Origin of the sequence: Exiguobacterium sp. s36, assembly GCF_018618345.1 — a bacterium.
Taxonomy (GTDB): domain Bacteria; phylum Bacillota; class Bacilli; order Exiguobacteriales; family Exiguobacteriaceae; genus Exiguobacterium; species Exiguobacterium chiriqhucha.
In genome coordinates this window covers 852,194-869,857 of record NZ_JACSLW010000001.1, presented here as the reverse complement: position 1 = coordinate 869,857, position 17,664 = coordinate 852,194, and the positions used below count along the sequence as shown (strand labels likewise).

At 52.1% G+C, this 17,664-nt stretch carries 15 protein-coding genes and 1 pseudogene; 6 read left to right on the top strand and 10 right to left on the bottom strand.

The genetic code is table 11. The features are described from left to right. Positions 1 to 288: 288 nt before the first annotated feature. Together KNP95_RS04295 and KNP95_RS04290 are read right to left on the bottom strand one after the other, a co-directional pair. Positions 289 to 1,005, bottom strand: a complete 717-nt coding sequence (locus tag KNP95_RS04295) for a polysaccharide deacetylase family protein (protein WP_214835653.1) — start codon at positions 1,003 to 1,005, stop codon at positions 289 to 291. A gap of 129 nt (positions 1,006 to 1,134) precedes the next feature. Beyond that, complete coding sequence (locus KNP95_RS04290; RefSeq protein WP_214835650.1) at positions 1,135 to 1,893, bottom strand: MBL fold metallo-hydrolase; 759 nt, start codon at positions 1,891 to 1,893, stop codon at positions 1,135 to 1,137. Between the two features lie 118 nt (positions 1,894 to 2,011). Here KNP95_RS04290 and KNP95_RS04285 point away from each other — a divergent pair, with 118 nt between their 5' ends. Next, positions 2,012 to 2,419: an Lrp/AsnC family transcriptional regulator gene (locus tag KNP95_RS04285; RefSeq protein ID WP_029594764.1), complete on the top strand. Its 408-nt coding sequence runs from the start codon at positions 2,012 to 2,014 to the stop codon at positions 2,417 to 2,419. Between the two features lie 37 nt (positions 2,420 to 2,456). Here the strand turns inward: KNP95_RS04285 and KNP95_RS04280 are convergent, their stop codons facing one another. Next, positions 2,457 to 3,176, bottom strand: coding sequence for a GntR family transcriptional regulator (locus tag KNP95_RS04280; protein WP_029594765.1), 720 nt, complete (start codon positions 3,174 to 3,176; stop codon positions 2,457 to 2,459). Between the two features lie 146 nt (positions 3,177 to 3,322). On the opposite strand from KNP95_RS04280, the gene KNP95_RS04275 reads away from it, so the two are divergent. Next, entirely contained in the window at positions 3,323 to 4,672 is a 1,350-nt protein-coding gene (locus KNP95_RS04275; protein ID WP_214835649.1) for a 6-phospho-alpha-glucosidase, read from the top strand. A gap of 116 nt (positions 4,673 to 4,788) precedes the next feature. Then, the gene (locus KNP95_RS04270) at positions 4,789 to 6,297 is read left to right on the top strand and encodes a PTS transporter subunit EIIC (protein WP_214835647.1); all 1,509 of its coding nucleotides are present in this window, start codon (positions 4,789 to 4,791) and stop codon (positions 6,295 to 6,297) included. Positions 6,298 to 6,348: 51 nt separating this feature from the next. Here KNP95_RS04270 and KNP95_RS04265 read toward each other — a convergent pair whose 3' ends face one another. Both KNP95_RS04265 and KNP95_RS04260 read right to left on the bottom strand, forming a co-directional pair. Then, on the bottom strand, positions 6,349 to 6,618 hold the full coding sequence (locus tag KNP95_RS04265; protein WP_214830310.1) for a hypothetical protein: 270 nt from the start codon (positions 6,616 to 6,618) through the stop codon (positions 6,349 to 6,351). 84 nt (positions 6,619 to 6,702) lie between these two features. Then, positions 6,703 to 7,593, bottom strand: coding sequence for a helix-turn-helix transcriptional regulator (locus KNP95_RS04260; protein WP_214835645.1), 891 nt, complete (start codon positions 7,591 to 7,593; stop codon positions 6,703 to 6,705). Positions 7,594 to 7,668: 75 nt separating this feature from the next. Here KNP95_RS04260 and KNP95_RS04255 point away from each other — a divergent pair, with 75 nt between their 5' ends. Together KNP95_RS04255 and KNP95_RS04250 are read left to right on the top strand one after the other, a co-directional pair. Further along, a complete protein-coding gene (locus KNP95_RS04255) occupies positions 7,669 to 8,187 on the top strand; it encodes a dihydrofolate reductase family protein (RefSeq protein ID WP_214835643.1) in 519 nt (172 codons plus the stop codon). A gap of 119 nt (positions 8,188 to 8,306) precedes the next feature. Continuing rightward, positions 8,307 to 8,729, top strand: a complete 423-nt coding sequence (locus KNP95_RS04250; RefSeq protein WP_214835641.1) for a hypothetical protein — start codon at positions 8,307 to 8,309, stop codon at positions 8,727 to 8,729. 36 nt (positions 8,730 to 8,765) lie between these two features. On the opposite strand, the pseudogene KNP95_RS04245 reads toward KNP95_RS04250, so the two are convergent. Continuing rightward, positions 8,766 to 9,107, bottom strand: a pseudogene (locus KNP95_RS04245) (FGGY-family carbohydrate kinase); the annotation flags it as partial. 98 nt (positions 9,108 to 9,205) lie between these two features. Between KNP95_RS04245 and KNP95_RS04240 the strand changes: the two are divergent. After that, positions 9,206 to 10,813: a hypothetical protein gene (locus tag KNP95_RS04240; protein ID WP_214835639.1), complete on the top strand. Its 1,608-nt coding sequence runs from the start codon at positions 9,206 to 9,208 to the stop codon at positions 10,811 to 10,813. A 333-nt stretch (positions 10,814 to 11,146) separates the two neighbouring features. Here the strand turns inward: KNP95_RS04240 and gntK are convergent, their stop codons facing one another. The 4 genes from gntK to KNP95_RS04220 all read right to left on the bottom strand — a co-directional run bounded on the left by gntK (position 11,147) and on the right by KNP95_RS04220 (position 17,539). Further along, complete coding sequence (gene gntK, locus KNP95_RS04235; RefSeq protein ID WP_214835636.1) at positions 11,147 to 12,652, bottom strand: gluconokinase; 1,506 nt, start codon at positions 12,650 to 12,652, stop codon at positions 11,147 to 11,149. Between the two features lie 11 nt (positions 12,653 to 12,663). Continuing rightward, on the bottom strand, positions 12,664 to 14,007 hold the full coding sequence (locus tag KNP95_RS04230) for a GntT/GntP/DsdX family permease (protein WP_214835633.1): 1,344 nt from the start codon (positions 14,005 to 14,007) through the stop codon (positions 12,664 to 12,666). An 82-nt stretch (positions 14,008 to 14,089) separates the two neighbouring features. Further along, on the bottom strand, positions 14,090 to 14,974 hold the full coding sequence (gene gnd / locus KNP95_RS04225) for a phosphogluconate dehydrogenase (NAD(+)-dependent, decarboxylating) (RefSeq protein ID WP_021066251.1): 885 nt from the start codon (positions 14,972 to 14,974) through the stop codon (positions 14,090 to 14,092). A 138-nt stretch (positions 14,975 to 15,112) separates the two neighbouring features. Further along, the gene (locus KNP95_RS04220) at positions 15,113 to 17,539 is read right to left on the bottom strand and encodes a bifunctional diguanylate cyclase/phosphodiesterase (RefSeq protein ID WP_285801144.1); all 2,427 of its coding nucleotides are present in this window, start codon (positions 17,537 to 17,539) and stop codon (positions 15,113 to 15,115) included. Positions 17,540 to 17,664: the final 125 nt, after the last annotated feature.

Below are 17,664 nucleotides of genomic sequence, written 5' to 3'. Positions count from 1 at the left end.
GATGATTGCTATTCCAATTGGTTTTATTATTTATTTGATTGGTATCGTCTATGGGATTACTGCTTTTCGTCTGAAAGAAAAAGGATTTATGAAATATGTTTCCTTACTCTCTCTTCCTTTAGGCGTGCTATATATCGTCTTCATGTTTTACTTGTTCGGAGGAGAAATTTAATTGAATGGACTCATTTCATTTCTGGTGTAATCCCCTTTAACCATCGGAATGAAGCTTCGGTCGTTATGTCTAGTGATTGAGCAATGCCCCCACATTCATCGATGTGGGGGCATTCACTATTCATTCGGTTCCCAAGGATTGAAAAAGTTGTACGGGGGATGTACCCCTTCTAACGTCCGGAACTCATAATTGCGTTCTTTCGCATAGCGGATAATCGTATCGAGCGCTTGCGGTGTCATCGAGTGATCGTGTGCCAAGATGATGGAGGCGATATTCATCTCGTAATTCGCCTCGAGCCGATTGAACACACGCTGCTCGATCGGGTCGTTGTCTTTCTTATAAATATGATCGAGACTGCCTACGTTCCAGTCCCAAATCTCAAAACCGGCCTCGTCCATCGCTTGCCAGTGCGCAGGCGTCATGCCTGCGTCACTACCGTAAATCGTACGAGCCATATTCGTATGAATGCCTGTCACTTCATAAATGAGACGTTGCACGTCCTTCATTTGACGCACGGCCGTTATTGGTGACGCATAAAACTCCTCGCGCACGTGGGTCATCCCGTGCAAGGCGATGAGATGGCCTTCGGCGACGATGCGTCGGATGAGGTGCTCATTTCCCTTGATATTTTTCCCAAGGATGAAAAATGTCGCTTTGACCCGATGTTTCTTCAAGACGTCAAGCAGCGCTCCCGTCTTCCGATTCGGCCCGTCATCGAGCGTCAAATAGATGAGGCTGCGGTCGTTATAAGCTTTCGGTTTCGGAATCGCTGCCTGTGACAGGGAGCTGATCAACAAAAAAATCGACATGAGCAAAATGACACGTTTCATCATCCAAACAAAACTCCCTCTAGGCAAAAAACGGGTGACGTGGTATCGGTATGAAGCTTAGAATACCATAACAAGAAGGCAAAAATGAAGCTAAAAACGGCCCTGACGTGAAAGGTCAGGGCCGTCGTTTCGTTAGCGTGAAATCGTCTCGCCGTCTTCAGGAACGATGAGGCGATCGGCGAAGCCGTGTGATGCCGCATAGGTACGTAAGTCAGGACGCGATAGTTTCCAATGGTTGACCGCTTCCATATGGACCGCGATAATCGTCGCCGACGGGGCAGCCTCGTGAACATGGCGGACGTCCTCTTCGTTCATGACGAGCGACCCGCCTTCGACGAATTGGTTGTCCCCGGCGTTGACGACGATGACTGCTGGTTGATGCGCTTGAATCGTCTTGGCGACTTCGTCATACCAGACCGTGTCCCCGGCGACATAGAGCGTCTGTTCCGTAGGGTGGGTGAAGACGACACCGCACACGAGACCGGTCATTTCCAAAATCGGTCCGCGACCATGCTCCCCGGCTGTCTTCGTGAGTCTGATTCCTTCGAATGCTGTCGTGTCGCTCAACACGGTCACGTTCGTGAAGCCATCGCCTTCAATGACAGTCAAATCGTCCTCGTTTTGAACGAACAGCGGAATCGCTTTCGGCAGAACTTGTTTCGCGACCTCGTCGTAGTGATCGAGATGCAGGTGGGTCAAAATGACGGCATCGACGCCTGTCAGAATGTCGTCGATCGCGATTGGTAGGTCGGCCAATGGATTAGCGTCTTGCCGTTCCGAGTTCGGGAACGGTGGATAGGCGCCTTTCTCCCCGAGGAATGGGTCGATGAGGAACGTTTTCCCGGCGTATTCGACGCGGAGTGTGGCATTACGGATCAGTTGTACGTGCATAGAAAAATCTCTCCTTTTAGCTATAATGTATGTACAGTCTAACAAGCAACCGTCGTTTCATACATAACACGAATCAAGTGTTTGGACGGATTGGCTTGAACCGTGAAAGGAGTCACCTATGCTCGATCCAACAGACCGCCTCATCATCGAGGCGCTACAGGCGAACAGCCGGATAACGATGAAAGAACTCGGGGCACACGTGCACTTGACCGGGCAGGCGACAGCGACGCGCGTCAAGAAGCTCGAAGACCTCGGTATCATTGAAGGATATACGATTCGCGTGAACGAGGACAAGCTCGGGCTACCGGTCCACGCGATGATCACCATCTTTACGTCGAGCACATTCCACGACCCGTATCTCATGTTCCTCGAGGAACACCGGCCGTACGTCCGCAATAACTACAAGGTGAGCGGGGACGGCTGTTACGTCTTGGAATGCCGATTCCCGTCGAACCAAGAGCTGAACGCCTTTTTGGACGGGCTCAGTAAGTACGTCAATTATAAGTTGTCGATTGTCATTAACTGACGAAGGACCTGTGAATCGTTTGATTCACAGGTCCTTTTTAATGTCTTCGTCCGGCGCGGATGATGAAGCGGTATTCTTCACTCTTGAAATACGTTTCTGTGAACTCAAACCGACTGCCATCCATAAGAAACGAATAGAGTTCGACTTTGAGTACGGGCGTTCGTTCACTCACTCCGAGCATCTCGGCAATCTCTTTTGTCGGAAGCACCGGGATGAACTCTTGGACGCTGTCCGCAATCTTGAACTGTTTGACTTCTTCGATATAGGCGTACTTCGATTGCGACATCACTTCGTACGTCAAGTCGGGGAACAGCTTTAGCGGCAAGTATGTGTCCTCGACGATGAGCGGTTCGCCGTCTGCGAATCGTTGGCGCCTCACGTAGAAGACGAGCTCGCCATCTTCGAGTTCGAGTGCCTCTCGCACTTTCTCACTCGGTGGCTGCAACGTGAAGGTGAGTACTTTGTTCGTCACTTCTTTCCCTTCTCGTTTCATGTCTTCCGTGAAGCTTTTTAATTCGTACATGTTGTGTTCAATCTTTTCGGACTGGACGTATGTGCCGCTGCCCTGTCGTTTCCATAAGAGACCTTCCTCTTGGAGCAATTTGACCGCCTGCCGGACAGTCACTCGACTGACGCTGAACTCTTCGACGAGTTGAGCCTCGGTCGGAATCGCCTCACCGGGCGCCCACGTGCCGGACTCGATAAACGTGCGCATTTTGTGGGCGACTTGTTGGTAGAGCGGTGATTTTGCTTTCATGACTGACCCTCCGATTTCGACCTGAATTCATACTTCTAGTATACACAAAGTAAAATGTTTTCAAAAATATTGTTGACGTTTAAAATAATATGTATTAAATTTGTATTGTAATCAATAAGATATGTATTAGAAAGGGGAACGCACACATGAAACAAGGACAACGCCTCGTCGTCGTCGGTGGCGGCAGCACGTACACAATCGGTATGATTATGAGCTTGATCGAAGAGAAGGGTCACTTCCCACTACGTTCAATCACGTTTTACGATACGGATGGTGAGCGCCAGGAGCGTGTCGCCAAAGCGACTGAAATCATCTTGCGTGAGCATTACCCAGAGCTCGAGCTGTTCGAGTATACGACGGACAAAGAATACGCCTTCCGCGACAAGGACTTCTTCTTCGTTCAAATTCGAACGGGCGGCCTGGAGATGCGCGAGAAAGATGAACAGATTCCGCTCCGTCACGGCGTGGTTGGACAAGAGACGTGTGGACCGGGTGGGATGTCGTACGGGATGCGGTCGATTGGGGACATGATTGATCTCGTCGCAGACATCCGCCAAGGCTCACCGGACGGTTGGATCTTAAATTATACGAACCCGGCCGCAATCGTCGCTGAGGCGTTGAAGCGTGCCTACCCGAATGACAAAAAGATTTTGAATATCTGTGACATGCCGGCCGCAATCATGGTGAGCTACGCGAAGATTCTTGGCAAAGAAATTTGGGATCTCGTGCCGGAATACTTCGGCCTCAACCACTTCGGTTGGTTCACAGGCATCTATGACAAAGAAGGCAACGAATTGACGGAAGACATCAAGCGCGCCATCTTAGAGGACGGGTTTATCCCAGAAGACTCAGAGATCGCAAACGACCCATCTTGGATCAAGACGTTCAAGCAAGTCGAGAAGATGCTCACCGACTTCCCGGAATACTTGCCGAACACGTACCTTCAGTATTATTTGTATCCGTCCGACATGGTGGAGAAGGAAGACGTAGAGAACACGCGGGCCCGTCAAGTCATCAACGGCCGCCAACAACGTGTCTTCTCGACGTGCGATCAAATCATCGCTGACGACTCGCTAGAGAACGTGCATCTTGAAGTCGACATCCACGGTTGCTACATGATTCGCGTCGCAGCGTCACTCGCCTACAACAATGGCGACATCTTCATCGTCATGGTGAAGAACGACGGCATCATCGCTAACTTGCCGGATGATGCGATGGTCGAAGTGCCGGCGATGCTCACGAACCGTGGACCGAAGCCGTTCGCTGTCGGACACATTCCTCGCTTCTACAAAGGGATGATTGAAGGACAGCTCGCCTACGAACAGCTCGTCGTCGACGCCTATTTCGAGAACAGCTATGAAAAGGCACTTCAGGCACTCACGCTCAACCGGACCGTCGTCGATGCGCCGGTCGCACGTCAAATCCTTGACGATTTGATTAACGAGAACGAAAACTATTGGCCGGCCCTCAAACAACGGGAGACGGTCGCACGCTAAAGACGAAGGGGAGTTATTCCCCTTTGTTCGTTTTGTGAATTGATAACGCTTACACATGAGTAGTGAATCAAATGAGTCAATAGTTCGGGGTATTTCAAAAATTCGGGAAGGCGCTCATGGTACCAGTCGCGCTCTTGCCGGCGGCCGGTATTTTACTTGGTCTCGGCGCGGCGCTAACAGGTCCGCTTGCAGAAAGTTGGACGTTTTTACAGAACGGGACGGTCGAAGCGATCAGTGCCGGGATGCTTCAAATCGGGTTGAGTATCTTCGCCAACTTGCCAATCATCTTTGCGATTGGCGTCGCGGTTGGTCTGTCCGGCGGGTCGGGAATTGCGGCACTTGCCGCACTCGTCGGCTACGTCATCATGAACACGACGATTTCGATTGCCCTTGGGATCACACCGGAAATGGCGGCTGAGAGCGGGGAGTACGGCATGTTGCTTGGTATCCCGTCACTTGAGACGGGTGTGCTCGGTGGGATCGCGGTCGGCTTGCTTGCGGTCTGGGTGTATAAAAAATTCCACACGTTCAACCCGCCAGAGATGCTCGGCTTTTTCGCCGGAGATCGTTCGGTCGGTATCGTCATGGTATTCTTCTCCATCTTGCTCGGTTTCTTTATGATGCTCATTTGGCCGCCGATTCAGACCGGCCTCACGGCGATAGCGAACGTCATCGCGAGTGATGCGACGAATCCGGCTTACGTCGGGTTATACGGAATGCTCGAACGGTTATTGATTCCGACCGGATTACATCACATCTGGTACGCACCGTTCTTATGGACGTCACTTGGCGGCACGGCGACGGTTGGCGGTTCGATTGTGAGCGGGGACCAATATATTTTCCTCGCTCAAATCGCAGAAGGTGTCGACGTGACGGCCGGACGCTTTATGGCCGGCAAGTTCCCGATCGTCATGTTCGGTCTTCTTGGAGCGGCGTTCGCCATGTACCGTCAGGCCGACCCGGACAAGCGTCCCGTCGTGCGTGGCCTCTTGCTCGCAGCGGCAGGGACGGCGTTCTTGACCGGGATCACCGAACCGATCGAGTTCACGTTCTTATTCATTGCACCACTTCTTTACGTCGTGCATAGTGTGTTGACAGGGGTGTCGTTTGCGCTCATGTACGCTCTTGACGCCCATATCGGCTGGGACGGTGGCTCGGGATTGATTGACTATGTCTTGGTGAATGTGTTGCCAGGGACGCCGCGCTGGTGGATGAACCTCGTCGTTGGGGCCGGATTCTTCTTCGTCTATTACGGCATCTTCACGTTCGCGATTAAAAAATGGAACTTGGCGACGCCGGGACGAGGGGGACAAGAGACGAAACTGTTTACCCGCAAAGACTACAATGAAAAGAAATCAGGAAAGACATCAATCCAAACGACGGCACTTGCCATTCAAGAGGCGCTCGGTGGCCGTGACAACATCATCGATATCGATGCCTGTTTCACACGTCTCCGTGTCGAATTGAAAGATGTGTCCCAAATCGATGAGGACGAGTTGAAGGCACTCGGGGCAGCCGGGGTCGTGAAAGTGAAAAATAACATCCAGGCCATCTTTGGAGGACGCTCGGATTTGTACAAGAATGAATTGCTCAAACTGCATAAAGAGATGGACCAAGCGAATTGAAAAAAGAGCTCAACCGATTTACGGTTGGGCTCTTTGTCCGAGATGAGAAGGTTAGTTCGTAACCGACGAGGCACGATAAAATTGAGCGCCTTTGATGAGTGTCGAAGCGACGAGACCGATAGCGAGCGGCAGCGTGATGATGCCAATCCCTTGCTCGGTGACGATCATGTTGCCTTCCTCATAATAGCCTTTCAAGTAGAACAGCCCTGAACCGATCGTCTCGTTCAGTTCGAGCGTCGAGACGTTAAGGTACACCATGATAGCGAACAATGAGATGACACTGATTGAGACAAATAATTTTGAAAACGATAGCTTGGTCATGCGAACGCTCCTTTACATGTAGCAATATGGACTCATATTACCATATAAAGACAATTCTTATATGAGGACAAAGCATCGATTTGATTAACGATACCGGTTCCATAACCGCTCCGCCTGCTCTCGCATCATCTCCCGCAGTTCAGTCGGCTCGACGACCTCGACTTCCGCCCCGGCCGCGAGCAATTGCCGCGACAAGAAAGGCAACTCGGCTTCCGGTACGTCCCACTCATTCTTTTCAGCGATATCGGGTAATACGTCTTCAAGCAGACGGCGGCCGAGCGGGGTGATGTTGAGCCGGACGGTCCCGCCGCTTCGGTCGTCACTCGCCTCGAGCAGCGTCGCCAAATCGTCCGCTTCGAACGTCTCATCGAGCAGGCGCAGCGCTTCAATCCGGTCAATCCGATATTGGCGTAGCCCGTATTCCGAGAGACCATACACATACCATTTCGAATCGAGGAGCGCCATCCCGACCGGGGCGACGGTGAACGTGCGGCTGCCTTTCGTCGTCGCGTACGTCACCTCAATGTTGCGTCGTTGCTCGACTGCTTGAAACACGTCCTTCGTGAATGGGGCCGATGGGACGGTCTTGTTTCCGAGCCAGAGGATGTTCTTTTCGAGCCGGGCGATTTTCGTTTCGAGGTCGTGCGGTAATTCGTTCACGTACCAGTCGGACAGTGTGTCGCGTAGTTCACCGAACGGCACGTCCGGAATCTGTTCCATCCATTTGAGGGTGAGGTAGAGCGCGACCGCTTCCTGTTCCCGGAGCTGGAGCGGCGGGAGCAATCGGTTCGACAACATCTCATAGCCACCGCCTGTGCCGGGTATGCTCCAAATCGGATAGCCGAGTTCTTCGAGCGTCAGCATGTCGCGTTGAATCGTCCGGACCGAGGCACCCGTCTCAAGAGCGAGTTCGTCCGCCGTGAAGCGTCGTCCCCGATTCAACAATCGAATTAAGTACAGATGTCGTTTTTTCATCTTATCCATTCCCGTCATGTTTTGTCGTGTTTATCAAGTAAGCTGAATGTATCACGAATCAAGGAGGAATTCATCATGGCAAACGTCGTCTTATATATCGCGACAAGTTTGGATGGAAAGATTGCGCGCACGAACGACCAGCTCGACTGGTTGTTCGAAGTCGTTGGGGAAGGGGATAACGGCTACGCCGACTTCTTCCAAACGGTCGAGGCAGTCATCATGGGACGGAAGACGTATGAGGAAGTGCTCGTGCTTGAGCCGGACGGTTACCCGTACGACAAGATTCCGAACTATATTTTGACGCGGAGCCCGGACCGGGAAGCTGAGCACGTCACGTTCACCGATGAGCCGATCGAACAGCTCATTGAACGATTAAAGCAAGACATCGACGGGGACATTTGGATTGTCGGGGGAGGCGAAATCATCAAGGCGGCGATGGCGCACGACTTGATCGACAGCTATGAGATCGCCATTGCACCGATCGTATTAGGAGAAGGGATTCCGCTCTTCCCGGAAGGCACGAAAGAGACGAAGTTGAAACTGGCGAGCCAACGCACGTCCGGACAGTTCGTCATGGTGACCTACAAAAAATAAGTGGTAGATGAGCGTAAATATTAATAATAAAATTCAAACAATAGAAACAAGAAAAGAAATACTCGACCTCTAATAAATACATTGTACAGATTCTGAATACATTTATTAGGAGGGTACGTATGTCTAATGTGGAAGCTTTTCGAGATCATATTAATGAGTTAGAAGTTTTTATGGAAGAAGTGAAATTAGAGAACGGAGATACAGGATTCCGTATGCAAGAAACAATTAAAGGCGGAGGAAATGTCCTATTTGGTATCATATTCAATGCAGACGAAACGATTGTTGATATTAACGTATGGGGGCTTGCAGACATAACGAATCCAATGAAAAAAGAGGACTTGTTGTATCTTCTTAACACATTAAACCAAGATTACCGTTTCGCAAGATTCATCGAAAATGAGGGGCAAGTAAGTGTGAATTACTACTCGTATATCATTGATGATGGATACTTTAATCCTGGTAAAGTAATTCAACATTATGTTCTATTGTTGAATTGTTTAGAGAATGTTTATCCTAAATTTATGCGCCTCCAATGGGCGTAAACGAAAGACCAAGTTCGCAATGAACTTGGTCTTTTCTTATACATGCTTCCGCTGAAACGCGGCAATCGCTTCATACTCTTCTGCGAGATGACGGGAGAGTCGGATGTAGATCGGCAGCAACTCCTGGTAAATCGTGGTCACTTCATGATTTGGCGCATGTTCATGCGTCACTTGCGGCACGGCGGTGAAGTCGTCGTTGTAGCCAAACGCATACTCGCCGAGCATGATCGCTCCTAAACACGAGCTCTCGTGGCTCTCCGGCACGACGACCGGCGTATCGAAGATGTCGGCCATCATCTGGCGCCACAGGCTTGACTGGGCGAACCCACCCGTCGCGTGAATCCGATTCGGCGCGCCCTTCAATTCGTCGAGCGTCAATTTGAAATAATTACCCCTTCGTTAAAAAAACACCACTTCCCTACTAAAAAACATTATATGATGGACAATGTTGGGAAATTGTAGAAAAGAGGGTATTTATGAAGAAAATATTAGCATTTGTTCTCGGAGGATTAATGTCAATCAGTGGATTGATGCAAGTCGACGCAGCAGTGACAACACCAAATGTTAGCAAATTATCACAGGCAATCACTGACGAGTTCAAAGTGGTGGGTGACAAACTTTATGGTATTGGTGATAGAGATGGACTTGTTTTGTATGATTTAAAGACTGGAACACTGTTACGTGATTATGAAACGTATAGCTCATACTCAAAGTTGGCCGTATCTGATGACGAGTCTCATGTCGTATTGATGTGGTCATACGGTATTCGATCGTTTAATACGTTTGGTGAAGTAAAAGAGGAAATTGAAAAAATTGAATTTGGCCCGTCAATGATGGAAAGTTTTGAAGGCGGCGGAGATTTTCTTCCGAACAGTTCCGTATTGATTCTATCTGGTGATGAAAAGTTAACGGCCTACGACATGACAACAAATGAAGTAAAATGGATGCGTGGAGCCGAGTCCGGCAACGTAACGACCTCAGAGCATTACATCCTTGTTGAAAATCAAAACAGTGGTCGATTATACACGCATGAAGGCGAATTCGTCCATGAATGGACCGATGTCAATGACATCTCAATAAGTCAAAGTGACAAAGTTGTCGTCGTTGGAGACAAAATGGTCAGCAGTTTCGGAGCAAATTCATATGACAAACCTATTCATTCGTTACAAGTACAAGCAACGATTGCAGATATTGAATCGAGCGGACAATTCGTCACCATCAATAACACACCCTATACGTTTGATTTAAAAAAGATTTACATGAATACAGACTTTGGAGGCAAATCAATTGATTTAACCGCGAGCGCAAAATATGTGTTAGCGACAGATTGGGACTATACATATGTGTACTTGGCAAATGGATTCATGGAACGTTCAATATCAGCTTATATTCCATCTACTCTTCAGAAATTGACAGCAGGGACTACGTATAATACGTCGCTCATGGTTAAAGTAGCATCTGGAAAAACAACTAGTGTGAAAAAAGGAGTTGTCTGGACCACGGACAAGCCTCAAATCGCTTACGTTAAAGACGGAAAAATTGTTGCAAAAAGTAAAGGAACCGTCACGTTAAAAGCCACTTACGAAGGACTAACGGCTAAACGCACGGTTACTGTGTTACCGGATCCGCGTCCATCTGACTATAGTTGGCTATTATCACAGAAAGCTCAGATGGTGAGAGGGACTTTCGTTGGAAGTCCTCATAAACTGTATGGTGATTATGCAAAGGTGAAAGGTTCAGCTGGAACGTTTGAAAGCGATTGGGGCTTTGGATATAAAGGTCGTCACCAAGGCGAGTTCATGTTCACTTCAAGTTCCAAACCTCAAAAAATTAACATTATCACCATGTCGCCGTCTCTTCAAAAACGCGATATTACGAAGTACGAGTTTCAGAAAGTGTTCGGAAAACCACGGAATTCTAATGGGGACTATTGGGAAACTTTTGAATTTACAAAAGCAGGGAAAAAATTAAGCGGATATTATATTGAAGAAGTAGCTGAATATAAAATCAACAACAAATTACCGATGTATGTATTCTATGATTCGAACTACCGTGTCCGCTACATTTCCCTTTACTCAAAATAATGCTAGTTCAATAGGTGCTAATTCGTTTTTTTTGAACTGAAGCCTGAATGATAGACACTTGATAAAAAGTGCGCATTCAGGTTTTTTTTGCGTGCAATCGAATTTATATAACGAGCCTATTTATTCAGACGGCGGAACACATCCATGAGTAAAATCATCCTCAACGAACATCAGATTAGGCAGCTCGAGTCAAATCCGAACTTCGAGTCGGTCTAGGAGCGACTAATCCAGTACACGGGCGATTTCAAGGTACGGGCCGTCCTCGAGAATCAGGAAGGAAAGGCCACCCCTCAAATGACGAAAGACCAAGTTCGCAATGAACTTGGTCTTTTCTCATACATGCTTTCTTTGAAACGCGGCAATCGCTTCATACTCTTCTGCGAGATGGCGGGAGAGCCGGATATAAATCGGCAGCAACTCCCGGTAAATCGTGGTCGCTTCATGATTCGGCGTATGTTCGTGCGTCACTTGCGGCACGGTCGTGAAGTCGTCGATGTCCCCGAACGCATACTCGCCGAGCATGACCGCCCCAAGACATGAGCTTTCATGGCTCTCCGGAACGACGACAGGCGTATCGAAAATATCGGCCATCATCTGGCGCCACAGGCTCGACTGGGCGAAACCACCCGTCGCATGAATCCGATTCGGTGCGCCCGTCAACTCGTCGAGCGCCAGCATGACCGTATACAAGTTGAAGATGACACCTTCTAACACCGAGCGGATGAAGTGCTCGCGCTTATGGTGGATACTCAAGCCGAAGAACGAACCGCGTGCGTTCGAGTCCCAGAGCGGGGCCCGTTCACCCATCAAGTACGGATGGAACAACAGACCGTCCGATCCCGGCTTGACCGTCTCGGCGATGCGCGTCAACACGTCATAGGCATCCATCCCGAGACGTTTCGCTGTCTCGACCTCGCTCGCCGCGAACTCGTCGCGAAGCCAGCGTAAGATGATGCCGCCGTTGTTGACCGGCCCGCCGATGACCCAATGCTTGTCGGTCAAGGCGTAACAGAAAATGCGTCCTTTCGGGTCCTCGACCGGTTCGCGGACGACTGTGCGGATGGCACCGCTCGTCCCGATCGTGACGGCGACGACGCCTTGCTCGAACGCCCCGACCCCGAGGTTGGACAAGACCCCGTCGCTCGCCCCGATGACGAGCGGGAAGTCCCAGCCGAGCGTCTCAACAACATCCGATTTAAGCGTTAAAATCTCGGTCGTCGGCACGAGCTCGGACAGTTGCTCGGGCGTGACGCCAGCGACGTCGAGCGCCTCTGGATCCCAATCGCATTCCTTCAAATTGAACAGCCCTGTCGCCGAGGCGATCGAGTGGTCGATGACGAAACGTCCGGTCAGGCGATAGAAGACGTACTCTTTGATGGAAACGAATTTCACAGCCCGAGCGAACACATCCGGATGCTCGGCTTTCAGCCAACGCAGCTTCGATAACGGCGCCATCGGATGGACCGGTGTGCCGGTACGCATATGGAGCGCACTCGCATCGAAGTTCCGTTTGATTTCTTGCGTATACGGGTTGGCCCGGCTGTCGGCCCACGTGATGCTGTGGGTGAGCGGGCGACCTGACGTATCGAGCGCGATCAGGCTGTGCATCGCCGAGCTGAATGAGGCGAAGCGGACCGGACCGTCGGCTTTGGCGCGGACGGCGGAAATCGCCTCGAGCACGGCCCCGTAGATGACGACCGGGTCTTGCTCGGCCGTCTCCGTGTCCGGGGTGAGGAGCGGGTACAACACGTTATGTACCGCGAGTTGTTGCTGGTTATGGAACAGGACGGCTTTCGTGCTCGTCGTCCCGATATCGACGCCAATCGTGTACACACACATCACTTCCTAACTTAAATGATAAACAAGCTGATCAAGAAGACGACCGCGAAGCCGGTCAATCCGATAATCGTTTCCATGACGGTCCACGACTTGAGCGTGTCTTTCACGTTGAGCCCGAAGTAGCGGTTGACGAGCCAGAAACCTGAGTCGTTGACATGCGAGAGTACCGTCGCACCCGAGGCGATCGAGATGACGATGAGGCCGAGCGCGGCACCGGTGATATTTTGAAGTTCGAGAAGCGGCGTGATGAGTCCTGCCGCCGTGACCATCGAGACAGTCGCCGAACCTTGGGCGACACGGACGACGGCCGCGATCAAGAAGGCGAGCACGATCGCCGGGAGTGCTGACCCGGCCATCATTTCTCCGAGCACGTCACCGACACCTGAGTCGATCAACACTTGTTTGAACACGCCACCGGCACCCGTGACAAGGATGATAATCCCAGCCGGTTCGAGCGCTTTCGTCGCAATCTCTTGCACCTCGTCACGTGTATAGCCGCGGCGTGTGCCGAGGAAGATGAACGTGAGCAGCGTCGCGAGCGTCAAGGCGACGAACGGGTGACCCATGAACGTGAAGAACGTGCGGATGCCGTTGCCTTCTTCAAGCAAGACGGCGGACAACGTGTTGGCGAGAATCAACACGAGCGGAATCGAGATGAGCGAGACGATCATCTTGAAGCTCGGCAATTCTTTCGACGTATCAATCTCTTCGAACTCCATATAGTCCGGGATAGTGACGTGAATTTTCTTGGCGATATACTTCGCAAAAACTGGTCCGGCGAGAATCGTTGCCGGAATCCCTGCGATGACCCCGAACAAGATGACCCATCCGAGCTCGGCACCAATCAAGTTGGCAACGGCAATCGGACCCGGCGTCGGCGGGATGAAGCTGTGCGTGACGGCGAGACCCGCGAGGAGCGGAATCCCGTAGTACAAGAGCGAGCGGCCCGTCTTTTTGGCGAGACCGTAGACGATTGGCACGAGAATGATGAAACCGACGTCGAAGAAGACCGGCACGGCGACGATGAAGCCGGTGATGGCGAGCGCCCATTGCGCCTTGTCTTCGCCGAACTTATTGACGAGCGTCTGGGCGAGGCGTTCCGCGCCACCCGATACTTCTAACATCTTCCCGAACATGGCGCCGAGACCGACGACGACAGCGACGAAACCGAGCGTGCCGCCCATCCCGTTCTGGATCGAGGCGATGACGTCCCCGAGCGGCATGCCGGCCGCGATCCCGACGAGTAGACTGACGAGGAGAAGTGAGACGAACGCGTGGAGCTTCGTCCGCATGACCAAGAATAAGAGCAAGAAAATCCCTGCGACTGCGATTAAAATGAGTGTCGAACCCGACATATGTATTTCCCCCTTTACCGTATGTGTAACCGTTTACAAATATTCACAAAGGAAAAGGCCACCCCTGACCTTTTCCTTGCGGTTATTTCTTGACGACCGCGTGGCCACCGAACTCGTTGCGGAGCGCGGCGACGACTTTCCCTGAGAACGTGTCGTCCTCGAGCGAGCGGTAGCGCATCATGAGCGACATGGCGATGACCGGGGCCGCCGCCTGTAGCTCGAGCGCCGTCTCGACCGTCCATTTTCCTTCCCCTGAGGAGTGCATGACGCCGCGGATGTCGTCGAGTTTCGCGTCTTTCGAGAACGCGTTCTCGGTCAACTCCATGAGCCATGAGCGGACGACCGAGCCGTGGTTCCAGACTCGTGCGACCTGTTCGTAATCGTAATCGAACGGGCTCTTCTCCAAGATGTCGAACCCTTCGGCAATCGCCTGCATCATCCCGTATTCGATGCCGTTGTGGATCATCTTCAAGAAGTGGCCGCTGCCGGCCGGTCCCGTATACAAGTAGCCGTTCTCGACCGAGAGATCTTTGAAGATCGGTTCGATCGTCGGCCAGGCGTCGGCGTCACCACCGACCATCGTGCAGGCGCCGTTGCGGGCACCTTCTGTGCCGCCGCTCGTCCCGCAGTCGAAGAAGGCGATGCCTTTGGCACTGAACTGTTCGGCGCGTGCGACCGATAACTTGTAGTTCGAGTTGCCACCATCGATGACGATGTCACCTGGCTCAAGCTTCTCGAGCAGTTCTGCCAGTACGGCCTCGGTGATATCACCGGCCGGCACCATCGCCCAGACGACGCGTGGTGTCTCGAGCGAGTTGACGACGTCCTCGAGCGTCGGCACGATCTCAAACTTCGATGTCGCCTCGACGTTCCCGGCGTCCGTCCCGACGACGTTGTGACCGTGGTCGCTCAAGTTGAGCGCCAAGTTGTATCCCATCTTGCCTAATCCAATCAAACCGATTTGCATATCGTCACCTCTAAATCGAATTTTTTTCCATCTCTCCACTATAATATCAAATTAAATTCGATTTACAAGTCGAATGACGGAATTTTTTTCGAATAACAAAAAAAAGCGTCCCGACCTAACGAGTAGGCGGGACGAGGGTCAGACACTTTTCTTATACGGATACAGGAACGAGTCGAGCTCTTCGGCCGGCATCGGCTTGTTGTAATAGTAGCCTTGCGCCTGGTTGCAATCCTCGGCCTTGAGGAAGGCGACTTGCGCTTTCGTCTCGACACCTTCGGCGATGACGTTCAGCCCGAGCTCGTGCGCCATCCGGATGATCGTCTTGACGAGGGCGGCGTCTTTCGAATCCGTCTCGATGTTCTTCGTGAAGTGTTGGTCGATTTTCAGCGTGTCGATTGGGAACAGCTTCAAATAACTGAGCGACGAGTAGCCGGTGCCAAAGTCGTCGATCGACAAGTGGACGCCAAGGGCGACGAGTTCCTCCATCGTCTCGATGGCACTTTGCGCGCTCTGGATGACGGTCTCGGTCAACTCGAGCTCGAGGTATTCCGGTGCGAGCCCGCTCTCCTCGAGCGCCTGGCTGACAATGTCCGGCAAATCTTTTTGCGCGAACTGGAGCGCCGAGATGTTGACGGCGACGCGGAACGGTTCGACGCCCGCATCCTGCCACGCCTTGTTCTGCCGGCACGCCTCATTCAAGACGTACTCGCCGAGACGATGGATGCTGCCGGTCTCCTCGGCGATCGGGATGAACTCGGCCGGGGATATCATGCCGAGCTCGGGATGTGTCCAACGCACGAGCGCCTCGACACCGATGAGCACCTCGGTCTCGAGGTGCACTTGCGGCTGATAATGAATCGAGAACTCGCCGCGGCCGATGCCTTTCCGGAGCGCCATCGCGAGCTGTGACTTGCGCGCGACAGACTCGTTCATGTCTTTCGTGAAGAACTGGAAGCCGTTCTTGCCGTCCTCTTTCGCTCGATACATGGCGATGTCGGCGTTCTTCAACAAGTCATCGGCCGTCCGCCCGTCGGACGGATAGAGGCTAATGCCAATCGATAGGCTCGTGAACACGTCCTCACTTTCGAGCAAGAACGGTTGGTTCAACACGTTCGTAATCTGTTGGGCGCGGTGGGCGGCTAAGTTGCTGCCGGTGTTCGGTGACAGGATGACGAACTCGTCCCCGCCGAGACGGGCGAGCGTGTCGCTCTTAGTAATCGTCGTCAACAGCCGGTCCGTCACTTGACGTAAGAAGACGTCGCCTGACGAGTGGCCGAATCGGTCGTTGATGACCTTGAAGTTGTCGAGATCGATATAAAACAACGAGAACGTCGACTCGCTACCTTGGGAAAGAAAGGCGTCGAGCCGGTCGTTGAACAGGCGTCGGTTCGGTAGGCCGGTCAACGTATCCAAATAGACGAGGTCGTTAATTTGTTCTTCGATTTGCTTCCGTTCACTAATATCTCGGATGATGCTGCTGAAGAAGAGACCTTTCTCCGTCTCCCACGTGCCGAGTGACATCTCGAACGGGAACTCGGTCCCGTCTTTTCGCAAGCCGACGAGCTCGACCGTACGGCCGATGACGTTTGCTTCGCGCGTCTCGCGATAGCGTTTCATGCCTTGTTCGTGTGCGACTTTAAAGCGCTCGGGCATGATGAGCGTGATCGATTCCCCGAGCACCTCGCTTGCAGCATATCCGAATAGGCGCTCGGCCCCGTGGTTCCATTGCACGATGCGACGTTCGGCATCCGCGACGATGATGGCATCGTTCGCCGACTCGATGACGGACTGGAACTTCGTTTCGAGTTCGATGGACTGACGCTCGAGTTGCTTCTCATTGCGAAGCGAGATCAGCATGAGCACGAACAGCGTCGTGACACTGCCGCCGATCCAGAAGGCGAGGAGCGTGCTGTCCATCGAGAAGCCGGTCAATGCTTGAGGCGTCGCGAACGGGGTGAATTCGGCCGCGCCCATGCCGATATAGTGCATCCCGGATACGGCGAGCCCGATCAACAGCGAACAGACGAGCTTGCGCCAATGGAACCGTGACACGTCTGGGAGCGAGAACAAGAGATACAGCCCGACGAGCGAGGCGACGAACGCGACGACGGCCGATAACAGCCACATGACTGGGTCGTATGTCAACACGGCGTTCATCTGCATCGCTTCCATGCCGACGTAATGCATCGAGACGATCCCGATGCTGATGAAGACGGCGCTGATGACGAGGTCACGTGGTCGTGCGGTTTGCCGGCTGACGATATAGAAGGCGAACCCGGATGAGACGATGGCTGGAATGATCGAGGCGATGACGATACCGATATGGTAGGATACGCCGGCCTCTAAATGGAATGCCAACATCCCGATGAAATGCATCGCCCAAATGCCGAGCCCGAGACTGAGGGCTCCGGCGCTCACCCAACGGATGCGCGAGACTCGTTCGGCATATTTGAGCCGACTGCTAATATCGAGCGAGACGAAGGCCGAGAAGACGGCGACGGCGATGGATAACAAGACGAGGGGAAGACTGTATGTACTATGGAGATGGTGTTCGATGGGGACCAAACCTTTCTTTAATAATATCGGGACAAATGGACGAAAACGGACAGTTTCTCAAAAATGAGCTTTCCTAGCGTAGCATATTTGTCTTGACGTGAAGGGAATATTTTCCACGGTGGGTCAATAGTTTG

Coding starts and splice junctions, on each gene's coding strand:
- KNP95_RS04295 (WP_214835653.1), bottom strand. CDS start 1,005: ATGATGAAACGTGTCATTTTGCTCATGTCGATTTTTTTGTTGATCAGC.
- KNP95_RS04290 (WP_214835650.1), bottom strand. CDS start 1,893: ATGCACGTACAACTGATCCGTAATGCCACACTCCGCGTCGAATACGCC.
- KNP95_RS04285 (WP_029594764.1), top strand. CDS start 2,012: ATGCTCGATCCAACAGACCGCCTCATCATCGAGGCGCTACAGGCGAAC.
- KNP95_RS04280 (WP_029594765.1), bottom strand. CDS start 3,176: ATGAAAGCAAAATCACCGCTCTACCAACAAGTCGCCCACAAAATGCGC.
- KNP95_RS04275 (WP_214835649.1), top strand. CDS start 3,323: ATGAAACAAGGACAACGCCTCGTCGTCGTCGGTGGCGGCAGCACGTAC.
- KNP95_RS04270 (WP_214835647.1), top strand. CDS start 4,789: ATGGTACCAGTCGCGCTCTTGCCGGCGGCCGGTATTTTACTTGGTCTC.
- KNP95_RS04265 (WP_214830310.1), bottom strand. CDS start 6,618: ATGACCAAGCTATCGTTTTCAAAATTATTTGTCTCAATCAGTGTCATC.
- KNP95_RS04260 (WP_214835645.1), bottom strand. CDS start 7,593: ATGAAAAAACGACATCTGTACTTAATTCGATTGTTGAATCGGGGACGA.
- KNP95_RS04255 (WP_214835643.1), top strand. CDS start 7,669: ATGGCAAACGTCGTCTTATATATCGCGACAAGTTTGGATGGAAAGATT.
- KNP95_RS04250 (WP_214835641.1), top strand. CDS start 8,307: ATGTCTAATGTGGAAGCTTTTCGAGATCATATTAATGAGTTAGAAGTT.
- KNP95_RS04240 (WP_214835639.1), top strand. CDS start 9,206: ATGAAGAAAATATTAGCATTTGTTCTCGGAGGATTAATGTCAATCAGT.
- gntK (WP_214835636.1), bottom strand. CDS start 12,652: ATGTGTGTGTACACGATTGGCGTCGATATCGGGACGACGAGCACGAAA.
- KNP95_RS04230 (WP_214835633.1), bottom strand. CDS start 14,007: ATGTCGGGTTCGACACTCATTTTAATCGCAGTCGCAGGGATTTTCTTG.
- gnd (WP_021066251.1), bottom strand. CDS start 14,974: ATGCAAATCGGTTTGATTGGATTAGGCAAGATGGGATACAACTTGGCG.